This is a genomic window from Agromyces sp. NPDC004153, from assembly GCF_053603635.1.
In genome coordinates this window covers 790,154-804,680 of the sequence record NZ_JBSGFY010000001.1, presented here as the reverse complement: position 1 = coordinate 804,680, position 14,527 = coordinate 790,154, and the positions used below count along the sequence as shown (strand labels likewise).

General features: G+C 73.1%; 16 protein-coding genes. 6 read left to right on the top strand and 10 right to left on the bottom strand.

The features are described from left to right. Nucleotides 1–116 precede the first annotated feature (116 nt). The 4 genes from ACWEOH_RS03735 (at nt 117) to ACWEOH_RS03720 (ending at nt 3,594) form a co-directional block, all read left to right on the top strand. Nucleotides 117–1,376: a four-carbon acid sugar kinase family protein gene (locus ACWEOH_RS03735; protein WP_452028366.1), complete on the top strand. Its 1,260-nt coding sequence runs from the start codon at nt 117–119 to the stop codon at nt 1,374–1,376. Nucleotides 1,377–1,542: 166 nt separating this feature from the next. Further along, nucleotides 1,543–1,974 (top strand): hypothetical protein, encoded by a 432-nt coding sequence (locus ACWEOH_RS03730; RefSeq protein ID WP_452028364.1) that lies wholly within the window; start codon nt 1,543–1,545, stop codon nt 1,972–1,974. A gap of 44 nt (nt 1,975–2,018) precedes the next feature. After that, nucleotides 2,019–2,498 (top strand): GNAT family N-acetyltransferase, encoded by a 480-nt coding sequence (locus tag ACWEOH_RS03725; protein ID WP_452028362.1) that lies wholly within the window; start codon nt 2,019–2,021, stop codon nt 2,496–2,498. Between the two features lie 133 nt (nt 2,499–2,631). Continuing rightward, the gene (locus ACWEOH_RS03720; RefSeq protein WP_452028360.1) at nt 2,632–3,594 is read left to right on the top strand and encodes a hypothetical protein; all 963 of its coding nucleotides are present in this window, start codon (nt 2,632–2,634) and stop codon (nt 3,592–3,594) included. 60 nt (nt 3,595–3,654) lie between these two features. Here the strand turns inward: ACWEOH_RS03720 and ACWEOH_RS03715 are convergent, their stop codons facing one another. Then, complete coding sequence (locus ACWEOH_RS03715) at nt 3,655–5,082, bottom strand: MFS transporter (RefSeq protein ID WP_452028359.1); 1,428 nt, start codon at nt 5,080–5,082, stop codon at nt 3,655–3,657. A gap of 118 nt (nt 5,083–5,200) precedes the next feature. Here ACWEOH_RS03715 and ACWEOH_RS03710 point away from each other — a divergent pair, with 118 nt between their 5' ends. Beyond that, nucleotides 5,201–5,770 carry a TetR/AcrR family transcriptional regulator gene (locus ACWEOH_RS03710; RefSeq protein WP_452028357.1) on the top strand — a complete coding sequence of 190 codons (570 nt, stop codon included), beginning with the start codon at nt 5,201–5,203 and terminating at the stop codon, nt 5,768–5,770. A gap of 106 nt (nt 5,771–5,876) precedes the next feature. Then, nucleotides 5,877–6,044, top strand: coding sequence for a hypothetical protein (locus tag ACWEOH_RS03705; RefSeq protein ID WP_452028355.1), 168 nt, complete (start codon nt 5,877–5,879; stop codon nt 6,042–6,044). Nucleotides 6,045–6,077: 33 nt separating this feature from the next. On the opposite strand, the gene ACWEOH_RS03700 is transcribed toward ACWEOH_RS03705, so the two are convergent. The 9 genes from ACWEOH_RS03700 to ACWEOH_RS03660 all read right to left on the bottom strand — a co-directional run bounded on the left by ACWEOH_RS03700 (nt 6,078) and on the right by ACWEOH_RS03660 (nt 14,521). After that, nucleotides 6,078–6,848, bottom strand: coding sequence for a VOC family protein (locus ACWEOH_RS03700; RefSeq protein WP_452028353.1), 771 nt, complete (start codon nt 6,846–6,848; stop codon nt 6,078–6,080). A gap of 63 nt (nt 6,849–6,911) precedes the next feature. Further along, complete coding sequence (locus ACWEOH_RS03695; RefSeq protein ID WP_452028351.1) at nt 6,912–7,376, bottom strand: hypothetical protein; 465 nt, start codon at nt 7,374–7,376, stop codon at nt 6,912–6,914. 42 nt (nt 7,377–7,418) lie between these two features. After that, a complete protein-coding gene (locus tag ACWEOH_RS03690; protein WP_452028349.1) occupies nt 7,419–7,913 on the bottom strand; it encodes an SRPBCC family protein in 495 nt (164 codons plus the stop codon). Between the two features lie 87 nt (nt 7,914–8,000). Beyond that, nucleotides 8,001–9,095 (bottom strand): glycosyltransferase, encoded by a 1,095-nt coding sequence (locus ACWEOH_RS03685; RefSeq protein WP_452028347.1) that lies wholly within the window; start codon nt 9,093–9,095, stop codon nt 8,001–8,003. Beyond that, the gene (locus tag ACWEOH_RS03680; RefSeq protein WP_452028345.1) at nt 9,092–10,129 is read right to left on the bottom strand and encodes a phosphodiester glycosidase family protein; all 1,038 of its coding nucleotides are present in this window, start codon (nt 10,127–10,129) and stop codon (nt 9,092–9,094) included. The genes ACWEOH_RS03685 and ACWEOH_RS03680 overlap by 4 nt, the downstream gene beginning before the upstream one ends. After that, nucleotides 10,126–11,895: a carbohydrate-binding domain-containing protein gene (locus tag ACWEOH_RS03675; protein ID WP_452028343.1), complete on the bottom strand. Its 1,770-nt coding sequence runs from the start codon at nt 11,893–11,895 to the stop codon at nt 10,126–10,128. The genes ACWEOH_RS03680 and ACWEOH_RS03675 overlap by 4 nt, the downstream gene beginning before the upstream one ends. 68 nt (nt 11,896–11,963) lie before the next feature. Then, nucleotides 11,964–12,806 carry a polyphosphate polymerase domain-containing protein gene (locus ACWEOH_RS03670; RefSeq protein WP_452028341.1) on the bottom strand — a complete coding sequence of 281 codons (843 nt, stop codon included), beginning with the start codon at nt 12,804–12,806 and terminating at the stop codon, nt 11,964–11,966. Continuing rightward, entirely contained in the window at nt 12,803–13,471 is a 669-nt protein-coding gene (locus ACWEOH_RS03665) for a DUF4956 domain-containing protein (RefSeq protein ID WP_452028339.1), read from the bottom strand. The genes ACWEOH_RS03670 and ACWEOH_RS03665 overlap by 4 nt, the downstream gene beginning before the upstream one ends. 87 nt (nt 13,472–13,558) lie before the next feature. Further along, a complete protein-coding gene (locus ACWEOH_RS03660) occupies nt 13,559–14,521 on the bottom strand; it encodes an NAD(P)/FAD-dependent oxidoreductase (RefSeq protein WP_452028338.1) in 963 nt (320 codons plus the stop codon). Nucleotides 14,522–14,527 lie beyond the last annotated feature (6 nt).

Genomic DNA, 14,527 nt, shown 5'->3' with positions numbered 1-14,527 from the left:
AGACGGTGGGGCGGGCACCGGATGCCTCGCCCCACCGTTCGGTCGTCCTGATCCTGCCTGATCCGGCTCACCTGGCCCCCGCGGAATCCACCCATCACCCGACGAGGAAGCAACCCATGAAGACCATCGTGCTCGACGACGACCCCACCGGCACGCAGTCCGCGACGGGGGTGACGGTGCTGCTCGACTTCGACGCCGACATCCTCGCCGATGCGCTCGCCGCGGCCGACGCCGTGTACCTGCAGACCAACTCCAGGGCGCTGCCCGAGGACGAGGCCGTCGCCCTGGCCCGGCGCATCCGCGAGGACGCGCACGCGGCATCCGCCCGGCTCGGCGTCGACGTGCGGTTCGTGCTGCGCGGCGACTCCACCCTGCGGGGTCACGTGTTCGCCGAGACCGAGGTGTTCCTCGACGACGTCGCGGTGATGCTCTTCGTGCCCGCGTTCCCCGACGGCGGACGCACCACCCGCGACGGCGTGCACTACGTGCGCGTCGACGGCGTCGACCTGCCCGCGCACGAGAGCGAGTACGCCGCGGATCCCGTGTTCGGATTCGGCACGGGCGTGCTCGTCGACTACGTCGCCGAGAAGTCGGGCCGAGCGGCCGTGCACGTGCCGCTCGACGACGTGCGCCGCGGCGAGCTCGGTCGCATCCTGGCCGAGGCGCCCGCGGGCAGCGTCGTGCTGCCCGATGCCGTCGACGACCGCGACATCCGGCTCATCGCCGAGGCGACGGATGCCGCCATGCAGCGCGACACGTCCCTCGTCGTCCGCTCGGCGTCTCCGTTGGCCGCCGAACTGGCGGGCGTCGCGAGCCGAGGACTGCTGCCCACACCGCTCGTCGAGGGCGACGGACCCGTGCTGCTCGCGTGCGGATCGCACACCGCGGGCGCGACCGCCCAGCTCGAGGCCGTGGTCGCCGAGTGGGGGCAACCCGCTGTCATCGACACCGGCGCCGCGCTCGCGTGTCCCGCCGCGGCGGGACACGCGGCCGCCGACGCCGCCCGCGCGGCATTCTCCGACCGTCCGCTCGCGTTCATCACCACCGAGCGCGACCGGTCGGCGACGCACAACACGCTCGCGCACGGCGAGCGCGTCATGGCCGCGCTCACGACCGCCGTGCAGGACCTCCTGCCCGACGTCTCGGTGGTGGTCGCGAAGGGCGGCATCACCTCGGCCGAGGTCGCCCGCACCGGCATCGGGGCGCGATCGGCGCTCGTGCTCGGCCAGGTGCTGCCGGGTGTCTCGGCGTGGCGCATGGCGAGCCGCGACGGTCGCGAGTTGCTGTATATCGTGGTCCCGGGCAACGTCGGCGGACCCGACACGCTCGTGCGCGTGCTCGACGCGGTGGGGGCGCGGGCCGTCAGCTCGGTCTGAGCGGGCGCGGCGATCATCGCGCGAACCCGGTTCCGGAGTGCCGGAGTGCCGAAGTTCCGAAGTGCCGAAGTTCCGAAGTGCCGAAGTGCCGAAGTTCCGAAGTTCCGGAGTTCCGGAGTTCCGGAGTTCCGGAGTTCCGGAGTTCCGGAAGTGACATGATCGGCGGATGGACCGCGACGAGGCTCCAGCGATCGACGTCACCGTGATCGTCGACGTGGCCAACGTCATGGGGTCGCGTCCCGACGGCTGGTGGCGCGACCGGGCCGGCGGCGCAGAACGCCTCATGGCCGGACTGCCGGCGCTCGTCGGGCGGGTCGTCGACGGGCCGGATGGCGATGTCGTGCACGTCGAGCGCGTCATCGCGGTCATCGAGGGCGCCGCGAAGGCGGCGGCATCCGTGCCGGGCATCGACGTCGTGCGGGCGCCCCGCGACGGCGACGGCGCGATCGTCGATGCCGCGAGCGAGCAGATCGCGACGGCGACGGAGGCCGACATCCGGGTCCTCGTCGTGACCGCCGATCGCGGGCTGCGGGCGCGTCTGGGCGACGACGTGCTCATCGCCGGTCCCGGCTGGTTGAACGGACTCCTCGGCCGCTAGCCTGATCGGTCGGCCCCGGCACGGGCATCGGCGAGAATAGTGCGGTGACGACGACCACCGACATCCGGCTCGGCGACCTCGCCGACGAGCGGGTCATCCGCCTGCTCACCGACCACCTCGACGACATGTTCGCGACCTCGCCGGCCGAGAGCGTGCACGCCCTCGACGTCTCGGGGCTGGCGGTGCCCGAGGTCACCTTCTGGACCATCGGCGACGCCGACGGACTGCACGGCTGCGTCGCCCTCAAGGAGCTCGACCCCGAGCACGGCGAGCTGAAGTCGATGCGCACGGATGCCGCGGCCCGCGGCCGCGGACTCGGTGCGCGCCTGCTCGAGCACGTGCTCGCCGAGTCCACCCGGCGCGGCTACCGCCGGGTGAGCCTCGAGACCGGATCGCAGGACTTCTTCCGCCCGGCCCGCACGCTCTACGCCAAGTATGGCTTCGTGGAGTGCGGTCCGTTCGGCGGCTACGTGCTCGACCCGAACAGCGTGTTCATGACCCTCGAGCTCGAGCCGGCGGCCTGACGCGCGCGTCGCGGACGGTCGTGTCCGTTTCGTGATCCGGTGCCGCTCACGTCCGAGTCCATTCATCGATTAGCGTGAACGCAGACCACGGTCGCGCCATCACGGGCGCTCGAACGGAAGGGCGCCCACGCCAGTGATCTCCGACGCGGTACGCACGCTGCGCCACCCATTCGCCCTCATCGCGTTCGTCGCGGCATCCGCCGTCGTGGTCGGCGGGCTGAGTGCCTCCCGGGCCGCGGCGGTCGAGGCCGAGGCCCGCGCCGAGCTGACCACCCAGTTCCAGGCCGTCGTCGCCGACCTCGCCCGTGTCAACGATCGCGTGGTCGCGGCCCGCACACTCGATGTCGAAGCCCAGGACTGCGTCGACGCCGAGGCCGTTCGCCTCGGGCCGGCGCTCGCGGCATCCGATCGCTTCTCGACCACGACCCTGGCCCTCGCCGGTGCGACGGCCGGTCACGCGGCGCCCGCCGGCACTCCCGCCCTGGTCTCGAACACGGTGTCGCTGCTGGTCGCACCCGTCGTGCCCGACGCGGGTGCCAGCATCGACGAGCTCGAGGCGACGGTCGCCCAGGCGCGCGAGATCCGAGCGGATGCCGGTGCCGCCGCACATCGGGCGACACTCGCCGCCGCCGAGGGCCACGCCGCGTGCGAGCGTGCGCGCGCCGCCGTCTCGGCCGTCATCGCGGAGGTGGGTACGCGCACCGACGCCGTCATCGCGGCCAGCGGACTCGCCTCGGCCGAGTCCGTCGCCGAACTGCGGGCAGCCCGTGATGCGGTGCTCGCCGTCGAGGGCGAGGCGACGGGAGCGGAGGCGCTGCCACGATGGCTCACCGCAGCATCCGCCGTCGAGTCGACCCACGCCACCGCGAACGCCGCCGCGATCGCCGCGGCCGAGCGGGCGGCCGCAGCGACGGACGGTGGTTCGGCCACGACCGGTGGCACTCCTTCGGGTTCGTCGGGGCCCCGCTACCTGTTCCATCCCGAGTGGCGCGTGCTGACACCCGAGGAGGTCGCCGCGCTGGGGATGCCGCCGGGATCGATCATCCAGGAGGTCCCACCGGGCTACTACGGGACCCCGGAGCTGTCGGTCGGATGACGCAGGACGCCCGGCCCGCGGTGTCGCACGGGCCGGGCGTTCGGCGGTCGGGGCATCCGATCAGGCGGCTTCGGCGAGCTCCTCGAGCGGGGACTCGATGACCGGGATCGCCCGGGCCTCGGGTCGGACCGGACGGCTGCGGCCGAAGAACGGCACGAGGCCGCCGACCAGCGCGAGCACCGCGCCGATCACGAACGCGGCGACGTAGCCCGACTCGGCGGGCAGCCCCGCGGCGCCGAGCGTCGCGCCGATCGCGGCGGCGAACACGGTCGTGCCGATCGCGCCGCCGATCGTCCGGATGTTCGCGTTCATGCCGGTCGCGATGCCGACCTGGTCGGCCGGCACGCTGCGGACGATGAGGTTCGGGGTCGACGAGGTGACGAGCCCCGTGCCGAGGCCGAGCACCGCGGCGGCCGCGGCGAGCGTCCAGACGTTGTCGTGCAGGAACGCGATCCCGAGCGACGCGAGCGCCGAGAGGAACGCGCCGAGCGTGAGCTGCGCTGCGAACGGCAGCACGCGGCTCAGCGGTCCGGCGACGAATCCGACCGAGGCCATCGTCACGAGCATCGGCAGCATGATGAGGCCGGCCGTGCTCGCGTCGACGCCGAGACCGTAGCCGCTCGAGGTCGGCGTCTCGGCGAGGCGGGGCAGGTACGCCCACACGCCGAACATGGCCGCGCCCGTGAGCAGGGCGGTGACGTTCGTCGTCCAGACGGCGGGCAGCCGCATGATCTTCATGTCGACGAGCGGGTTGCGCGAGCGGAGCTCGACCGCGACCCACGCGGCGGCGAGGATCGCCGCGACGACGAAGAGCGTGAGCACGATGGCCGAGCCCCAGCCCCACTGGTTGCCCGAGCTGAGCGGCAGGAGCAGCGCGACGAGCCAGCCCGAGAGGAGCACGGCCGCGAGCACGTTGATGCGCCCGGTCGCCCGGGTGGTCGTGCGCGCGAGCCCGAACCAGCCGAGGGCGAGGCCCGTCGCGGCGAGCACGAGCGGCAGGGCGAAGAGCCCGCGCCATCCGATCACGGCCGAGACCGGACCGGCGATGACGGTGCCGAGGCCGCTGCCGACGGCCATGATCGCCGAGAGGCCGCCGATCGCACCGGCGAGGCGTGCCGGCGGGAAGGCGTCGCGCACGAGCCCGAACCCGAGCGGGAAGACCGCGGCGCCGAGGCCCTGCAGCACGCGGGCGAACAGCATGACGGTGAGGTTCGGCGCGAACGCCGAGAGCAGGGAGCCGACCGCCACCGCGCCGAGCGCGAGGAGGTACATGCGGCGGCGGCCGACGAGGTCGCCGGCACGGCCGAGCAGCGGCGTGGCGACCGCCGCGGAGATGAGCCAGGCGGTGAGCATCCACGTCTGGCCGACCGCGTCGGCGCCGAGGTCGGCGCCGATCGTGGAGAGCACGGGGATGATGAGCGACTGCAGGCTTGCGACCGCGGTGAAGCTCGTGGCCACCGCGAGGAAGGTGATGCGTGATGCAGACAAGCGAAACGCCTTTCGATCAGGCGGAAGGGGATATACTGGAGGGAGACTCCGATCGGAGGATGCCTCCGCTTAGTACTTTAGCGGAGGGAGCCTCCACTTTGCAAGCGAGGTGTTCCCGTTGACCGATCCGGCGCTCCGCGCGCTGCTCGACGAGCGTCGCCCGACGCGTGCCGACGCACGGCGCAACTTCGACGCGCTCATCGAGGCGGGCCGCGCGGCCTTCGCCGAGCACGGGGTGGATGCCTCGCTCGAGGACATCGCCCGCCGGGCCGGCGTCGGAATCGGCACGCTCTACCGCAACTTCCCCACGCGCGACGCGCTCGTCGAGGCCGTGTACCTCGACGAGGTCGCTGGTGTCGCGTCCTTCGCCGAGGAGCTCGACGACGCCGAGCCCTTCGACGCGCTCGCGGCGTGGCTGCGCCGTTTCGCCGACTACGCGAGCCGCAAGAAGGTGCTGCTCGAGGGGCTGAACCGCGACTCCGAGCTGCTGCAGACCTGTCGCGGCATCATGTACGAGTCGGGTGAGCCGCTGCTCCGCCGCGCCCAGGCGGCCGGCGAGGTGCGCACCGACGTCCGCATCGACGACGCCGTGCGCCTCGTCGCGGGCGTGGCCGGCGTCGCGTTCCCCGACGCCGAGCAGCGCGAGCGCGTGGTCGACCTCGCGCTCGACGGGCTGCGCACGAGGTAGCGACCAGCCGAGCCCTCGTGGCGCCGCGCCTCCGGTGGCAGGATGTGCACCGTGCGGGGCCGGACGAACGGCCGTCGGTCGCGGCATCCGCACGGAAGGTGAGGCCATGATGGACGACCTGCGGGGGACCGCGACCGAGCGACTCGCGCAGCTGCGCGCCGGCGACCCGGGCGACGCGGAGTGGCTGCATCGGCAGCTCGTCGCGGCGCTCGAGGGCTGGGAGGCATCCGAGGACCAGGTGCAGGAGTACCGCGAGGCGCGCGAGGACTACTGACCCGCGGTCAGGCCGCGCGCGAACGGGAACCGATCAGGCGCCGCGCGACATCACGAGGAAGAACGCGCCCGTCGGGTCGAGCAGTCCGGCGCTGCGGCCCGACGCCACGTCGGACGGCGGGTCCACGACCGTGCCGCCCGCCTCCACGGCACGCGCGACCGTGTCGTCGACGTCGTCGACGCCGAAGACCACGCGCCACGCCGGCCCCTCGTCGGCGCCGAGCGTCGACGCCGCGTCGACGATGCCGGCGAAGTCGTGTCCGCGGCGCTCGAACACCGCGTACCGCGGCTCGTCCTCGCCGAGGGCGAGGCTCCAGTCGAACGCGTGCGCGTAGAACTGCGTCGCCGCGTCGAAGTCGCTCGCCGCGAGCTCGAACCACACGGCGCTGCCCGGTTCGCCGAACACGTCGAACCCCTCGACGATGCCGGGCTGCCAGTAGCCGACCACGGCGCCGGTGCCGTCGATCGCCATGCCGATCACGCCGCGCGTCGGCACGACCATGGGCTCGAAGAGCACCGTACCGCCGGCCTCCGCGATGAGCTCGTCGGTCGTCGCGGCATTGAACGTGAGCATGAACACCGTCCAGTGCGGCGCCGACACGTCGTCGTCCATGCGCATGCCGATCCCGCCGATCCGCCTGCCGCCGAGGCGGAACACGCGGTAGCCGCCGAAGCGCTCGTCGACGACGTCCTCGGCCTCCCAGCCGAACAGCGTCTCGTAGAAGGCGGATGCCGCTTCGACATCCGTCGTGCTCAGGTCCACCCACGCCGGGGCGCCCGGCACGAGGTCGTCGGGTCCGGGCATTCGGGCTCCCCCCTGGTCGCGGTCACCTCGGCGACGACCGTCCGTCCGCGCATGCTAGCAGCGTCAGGCGTCGGGTTCGGCGATCTCGCGCTCGCCGTTCTCCTCGGTCTCCTCGACCTCCTCGTCTGGCCCGTACGCGGCCTCGTTGGCGTGCGCCACCGCGAAGAGCACGCCGATGATCGCCGCGATGGGACTGGCGAGCATCATCAGGAACACCAGGTTCACGAGCGGATCGTTGCCGCCGGCGAGGAGGAGGAGCTGGAGCAGCCCCGGGGACGCGCACAGGATGGCCGTCCACCAGCGGCCGCCGATCACGAGCGCCCCGACCCCGCCGAGCAGGCTGGCGAAGGCGGCGATCGGGATCAGGGCGTCCGCCACGGGCGTCGAGCCCGGCCCGGCGAAGGAACCCAGGCCGGCGACGAACTGGGAGATGATCAGCACGGGTCCCGCGATGACGGTGACGACGGCCCAGGTCCAGATGAGCGCGAGGTGGGGGCGCCGGCGCTCGGAACGCGACATCGGGTTCACGGCGCCAGCGTAGCGGCCCCCGTCGTGTCGGGTCGGAGCGAATCAGGGCTCGGGCGCCGCGCCGGCTTCCGCGGTCGTGCCCAGGCGTTCGAGGATCCCCTGGCGACCCCACTCCATGACCCGGTCGTGGTTCCGGGTGAGCGTGCCGCGCGCGAGCGGGCTGAGCGCCCGCAGGATCCGGTTCGTCGTGCGCACGTGCCAGAGGTACACCGCTCGCGTGCCGCCGTCGGTCGACTCGGTGGTCCATCGGCCGAACCCCTCGAGGTCGCCCGTCGACCTGGCTTCGATGAGTCGCAGCGGCTCGACCCGCACGACCTCGACCCGGTAGCGCAGCCGATAGGGCAGCCGGCCGTGGGTGACGAGGTCGCGCACGTTGCCGACGCCGTTCGCGTCGCCTTCCCGCACGACGTCCACGCGCTCGAACCCGCGCCACCAGGTCGGCCACGCGTCGATGTCGAGCAGCTCGTCCCAGACGCGCGCGACGGGCGCGGGCAGCTCCCATACCGTCGTGAACTCGAAGTCGGATGCCGTCGCCATGCTGCGCCTCCATGCTCCGCCGTGCCCGCCGCCGAGATCCGACGGTCGAGCCGACGATGAGAGAACGGCGTCAGGGTATCCCGAGGTTCACTCGACCGGCAGTGCCGCCTCGGGCGCGCGCTCGCCGCGCAGCGGCCGGGCGCGCATCGAGCCGGCGAACACGATCGAGCGCTGCAGGTCGAACGAGGCGAGGAACAGCGTCGCCTCGGTCGCGAGCTTCGCCGCGAGCAGCGGCACGCCGATCGTCGTGAGGGCGTCGATCGCGCCGTAGTTCGCGGCGAGCAGCACCGCCGCCAGTGCCGCGTACCGGCCGGCGGCGCGGCCCAGCGGGATGCCGCGTCCGCCGTCGAAGACCCGCGACCGGTTGATCGCGAAGTTCACGCTGCCGCTCACCGCCCGGGCGGCGACCACCGCGACGAGCAGCGACCCGGTGAGCACGTGCAGCACGAGGAACACCGCGGTGTCGACGACGAACGCGAGCATCGACGAGAGCGCGAACCGCACGATCGGGGCGACAACCCGCAGCGAATCGCCGATCGCCCGGAAGTGCGACGAGCGGTTGCCATCGAGGTAGACCGTGTCGATGTCGACCTGCTCGAGTGCGAAGCCGGCGGCGCGGGCGCCGAGCAGCACGCGGAACTCGTACTCGAAGCGGTCGCCCGCCACGCCCAGCAGCCACGGGATCGCCGCGGCCGGGTATCCGCGCAGGCCGGTCTGCGTGTCGCGCACGTCCTGGCCGGTCATGGCCCGGTACGCCAGCCGGCTCACCTGATTCCCGTGCCGGCTCCGCCGCGGCACGTCGGGGCCGTCGAACCGTCGCACGCCGAGCACGATCGACTCGGCGTCGGATGCTGCGGCGATCCGGTCGGCCACCATGAGGATGTCGGCCGCGGTGTGCTGTCCGTCGCAGTCGGCCGTGACGACGGCCTCGCCGGGGAAGCGGTCGGCCACGAGCTCGAGCCCCGCCTTCAGCGCGCGGCCCTTGCCGCGGTTGCGGGGATGCCGCTGCACGAGGCATCCGCGGGCCTCGACCGCCGCGAAGACGTCGTCGAACGCGGGGCCCGAGCCGTCGTCGACCACGGCGACGGCCAGATCGGGCCGTGCGGCGAGCAGCTCGTCGACGAGGGCGACCAGGCGCTCGCCGGGTTCGTAGGCGGGGATGAGCAGGACCACTGCGATCACCCCGCCGCGATGTAGAAGACGTCGCTCGTGCCGCGCTCCTCGCCGTTGCCGAGCGGGTCGTTCACGAGGGCGCCGTCGAAGACCATGGTCGATGAGCCGCCGCCGTCGAGGTTGTAGGCCGTCTCGGCGCCGAGGTCGATCATGATCTGGGCCAGCTCGGTCATCGTGACACCGGCGCTGTAGCCCGGGCTGCGGCCGTCGACGACCACGAACACGAGGTGGTTCTCGTCGATGACGCCGACCGCGGTGCGCGGCTGGTCGCCCTGGATCGAGTGGTTGCCGACGTTGGTGTCGACCTCGACATCCTCGATCCCGTCGAGGATCGCGCCGCCGTCGACGAGCGCCGGGCCGAACGAGAGCGTGTTCCACACCCCGTCGGCGACGAGTTGGTCGGCGCTCGCGGTCGTCTCGTCGTACACCGCCACGGTGCCGTCCCGGTAGAAGGCGAGGCCCTCACGGGCGCCGGCGTCGCGGTAGACGACGCCGTTGCGGATCACGATGCCCGTGTCGCGGAACCCGTAGTAGTCGCCGTTGATCGCGAAGACCGCGCCGTTGTCGGCGGCGATCTGCGAGGTCGTCTCGGTGATGTTCTCGCCGAACTGGTTCTGCGCGAACGCCGAGCGCAGCATCGTGGCATCCGACAGCGTGACGTCGGCCACGTAGTACGTGACGGTCTCGTCGCCGCTGCCCGTCTGCACGGTCGAGATCGACACGGATGCCGCGTCGGACGTGTAGCTCGTGTCGGTGAGGGTGGTGACGGCGGCGCCGGTCGCCGTCACGTCGGTGCCGTCGGCGGTCGTGCCCGTCGCGGCATCCGTGGACTGGGCGGCCTCGTAGGCGTCGACGTCGGCGATCTCGACGTGCGGGATCACGAAGCGGTCGAGCGCCCAGGCCGTGCCCGCGGTCGCGGGGGCGAGCACGGCGAGGGACGCGGCCGTGATCCAGATCGCCAGGCGTCGGCGGCGCGCGCGGCGGGGCCGGCGGGTCGGCTCGGCGCCGGGGCGTGCATCCGTGTGCTCGGCGTGCCGGCTCATCCGCGCGGCCCTCCTCCGGTGGGAGCGGCGCCCCCGGCGCCCCCGGGGCCGCCCATGGTGCTTGTGGTCTGCTCGCCCGCCGTCGCGGTGCCGACCGTCTGCCCGTCGACGACGATCGAGTACGACGTGCCGTCGACCAGTCCCGCCGACGAGTACGCGACCGAGCCGATCGCCTTCGCCGTGGTGAACTCGCCGACGACCGTGCTGTCGGCCGCCACCACCTGCACGGTCTCGCCCGCGCCCACGGTCGTCGTCAGCGTCGCGAGGAGCGACGCCTGCGCCGAGTCGGGCGAGGGCGCCATCGCCATGCCGGCGCTGCCGACCGCGAGCAGCGTGCCGCCCGAGATATCGATGCCGCCGTCGACGTCGAGTGCGCCGTTGCCCTGGCCCGTGGGCCCGTTCACGATCACGTCGCCGCCCGTCATCGTCATCGTGCCGCCGTTGACGTCGAGCCCGTCGCCCTCGGCATCCATCGTGAGCGTGCCGCCCGAGATCACGAGCGATCCGGTGGCGTCGCCAGAGGCGTTCACCCCGTCGTCGCCGGTGGTGAGGGCGACGTCCCCGCCGCTCAGCGTGATCGCCGTCGCCTCGAGCCCCTCGTAGGCCTCGGTGACCGTCAGCGTGCCGCCCGAGACCTGCAGCTCCGCCTCGGCGTGCACTGCGTCGTCGCCCGAGGCGAGCGTGAGCGTGCCGCTCGCGAGGTGCACCGACGTGTCGCTGTGCATGGCGTCGTCCGCGGCATCCACCGTGGTCTGGCCGCCGTCGACCACCGCGATGACGCCGGCCTTGACGCCCTTGGTCGACGTGTCGCCCACCGCCTGGCCGGCGCCGCCGCCCGCGGTGACGTCGAGCGTGCCGCCGGCGATCACGGCATCGGTGAACGCGTCGATGCCGTCGCCGCCGGCCGTGACGGTCACGCTGCCGTCGAGCAGCGCGACGTAACCGCGCGCGACGTCGTCGTCGGCGTCGGACTTCAGGCCGTCGCCGCCCGCCGTCACGTCGAGGGTGCCCGCCTTCACGACGAGGGAGTCCTTGCCGCGAATGCCGTCGTCGACCGCGTCGACGGTGAGGTCGCCGCCGTTGATGACGAGTCCGTCCTTGCTCGCGATGCCGTCCGCGCCGTTGCCGTGCACGGTGAGCGCGCCCGACCCGGTGATCGTGAGGTCGGCCATGCTGTGGATCGCCGCGTTCGGGGCGTCCGTGTCGGTGCTGTCGGCATAGGCCGACGTGTCGCTCACGGTGTTCTCTGAGCCGTCTGCGAGCACGATCATCGCCTCGTCTGCCTGGCTGACGACGAGCGGGGAGGTCGTGGAGCTCGCGAGCTCGACGCCGTCGAGGATGAGGCGCACGAGCCCGTCGCCCGCCGAGTCGACGACGACCTGCCCGTCGGTGAGCGTTCCGCTCAGCCGATACGTGCCGGCCGCGGTGATGGTCACCGTGCTTCCCTCGACGGTCACCGCGTCGCTGTCGCTCGTGGCGGTGTCGCCGTCGAGCGTGACGTCGACCACGTCGGCGTCGCTCCACTCGTAGTCCGCGTCGTCGTCGTGGGTCTCCTGGTTCGCGGCGAGCACCTCGGCGGCGCTCTGCCCGACGTCGACGGATGCCGCAGCGACGGTGGTCGTGGCATCCGTCGTGCTGCTCGTGCCCGTGCCGGTCGTCGCGGCGGCGGCGCAACCCGTGAGGATGAGCGAGCCCGCGAGCAGAGGCACGACGAGGAACGTCTTGGGGGAGCGGTGGCGGGGTCGGGGTCGGGGTCGGATGGTCATGGTGGGGGTCCTTTCGTGGGGGATGGTCTGGGGTGGATCGGGGTGCTGGGGCGGGCGGTCAGACGTCGTCAGGGGGCGGCGCGCTCGGCGCCGTGGTCGAAGTGGCGGCGGAGCACGCGCGTCCACTTGTTCTGCGGCAGCTCGGGCCGCAGCGCGGCGAGCCCGGTGCCGAACTTCGAGATCGAGTCGGGGCGGTGGCCGTGGCGCCACAGGGCGCGGTCGAGGTCGCCGGCGCGCGAGCCCGACTTCGTCTCGACGATGACCGTGCCGGGCAGCCTGAGCGCGCGACCGAATGCGCCGCGCGCGCCCTCGTCGATCCACTCGAGGTCCTGGTCGATCGTCGCGCGGCTCTCGTCGCCCGCGGCGCTCGCGGGCAGGAGCAGCGTCGACCGGCGGTACCGCGTCGTGAGCGTGGCCACGAGCGCGCCGGTGTCGGGCGCGGGCACCCCGGCGTGGTCGAGCACCAGCTCGGCGTAGGCGCGTCCGTCGGCGGTGAGCCGGTCGCCCGCGGCCGGGTCGACCTCGAGGCGGTCCTTCACGGTCAGGCTGCGGCCGCCGCGCGTCTTCACCTCGAGGAACGACAGCTCGGCGTCGAGGTACGTGCGCGTGCGGACCTTGAACCGCCGGCGCCGGCTGCGCGCCGCGAGGTGGAACGCCACGAGCTCGGGCGTGTCGAAGTACACCGACGCGTACGCCGACGAGCGGGTGCGATCGGGGCCGTCGAACTCGAGCGCACGGGTCCGCGGCGGCAGGTCGGCGAGCACCGCAGGCAGGGCGTGGGCGGCCAGGACGTACTTGCGGTCGACGCGTGTCATGAGTTCGGCGCGGAGGTTCAGCTCGTCGAGGCCGATGGACTCGAGCTCGTCGAGCGCGCGGTCGACGCGGGTGGCCTGGGTGGCGGGGGAGGTCATCGCTCCATCGCCTCGTGGCGTGCGGTGGTGCGAGCGTCGGCGACCGCGGCGTCGACGTCGGCGCTCGCCATGGCCGGGATCGGCGCCCCGTGTCGTGCGGCGATCCGGCCGAGCCGGCCCCGCTGGTCGACGCGGTACCGCACGTCGACGAGCGCCGTGTCGTTCACCAGGTCGAGCTCCTCCACCCGCACGCCATGCACGCGGGCGCCGAGCAGCTGCTCGAGGTGGGCGGTGAGCTCGCCCTCGTCGGTGATGGCGCGCTCGAGGCGCACGCGCTGCTGCCGGTACCGACGGAACACCGCCGGGTGGTCGCCGATCGCGAGCACCGCGAGCACGAGCGCCATGAGTCCGAGCGCCGCCCACGGCATGGCCGCGCCGAGGCCCGCGATGAGCCCCAGGGCGAGCGACGCGAAGTAGTACGCCACCTCGTGCTGCTCGATCTCGCTCGAGCGCAGCCGGATGATCGACAGCACGCCGAAGAGCCCGAGCCCGAGGCCCACGGTGGCACCGCTCGTGCCGAGCACGAGGGCGACGGCGAGCACGCCCGCGTTCACGACGAGGAACGCCGGAACGAGGTCGCGCCGGCGATGCCGTGGGAAGTACAGGCCGAAGGTGAGCAGGGTGACGGCGATGAGGTCCGCCGCGATCAGGGTGAGGTTCTCCACGATGGGCTCCCGGTGAGTGGACGAGGTCGATGCCGTCCATTCATCCGGGCCGCCCGTGGTCGGCCCTTTGCGTTCGGTATGCGGTTTCTATGCGCCGCGGGGGAGAGTGCTGGACATCCCGGCGACCGCCTCCTCGACCTCCGCCTCGACGAGGTCGGCATTGATCCCCGCGCCCGCGAGGCTGCCCGCGGCCATCGCGTAGGGCACCGACGACCGGCCGTCGGTGACGTTGCCGGCCGCCCACAGCCCGGGCACGCTGGTGCGTCCCATCGGGTCGACCGCGACCCACCGTCCGCCCATCGGGTGCTCGGCGGCCTCGGCGCCGAGTGCGAGGAGGATTCCGTCGTTGGGGCGCGGCGTCGGCCCGACGAAGATCGCGTCGGCCGCGGCATCCGTGCCGTCCTCGAGTCGGATGCCGCGGAGCCGGCCCTCCTCGTCGGCGATCACCTCCGCGACCGCGCGATCCTCGATCCGGATGCCGCGGGCGACCATGCCCGCCCGCGCCTCGGGCGGCAGCTCGACGCCGTGCCCGTAGAACGTCACGTCACCCGAGAGCTGCCGCATGAGCTGCGCCTGGTGCACGTTCGCGGGGCTCGCGGCGATGACGGCGATGCGCCGGTCGCGCTGCTCCCAGCCGTCGCAGTACGGGCAGATGAACGCGCCGCGCCCCCACTGCTCGGCCAGCCCCGGGATCTCGGGCAGCTCGTCGCGCAGCCCCGACGCGACGAGCAGCCGCCGCGCGAGGTGCCGCCCGCCGTCGTCGAGCTCGACCGCGAACCCGTCGTCGACGACGGATGCCGCGGCCACGTCACCCGGGCGCACGACGACGCCCTCGTAGCGTCCGAGCTCGGCGCGCCCGGCGGCCAGCATGTCGAGCGGGGAGGTGTGGTCGCGCCCGAGCACGCCGTGCATGTGCCCCGCGAAGCGGTTGCGCGGCCGGCCCTCGTCGACGACGAGCACGCTCCGGCGCGAGCGGCCGAGCATGAGCGCGGCGCTGAGGCCCGCGCTCCCGCCGCCGACGATGATGACGTCCCATGAGTGCTGCTGCATGCTTCC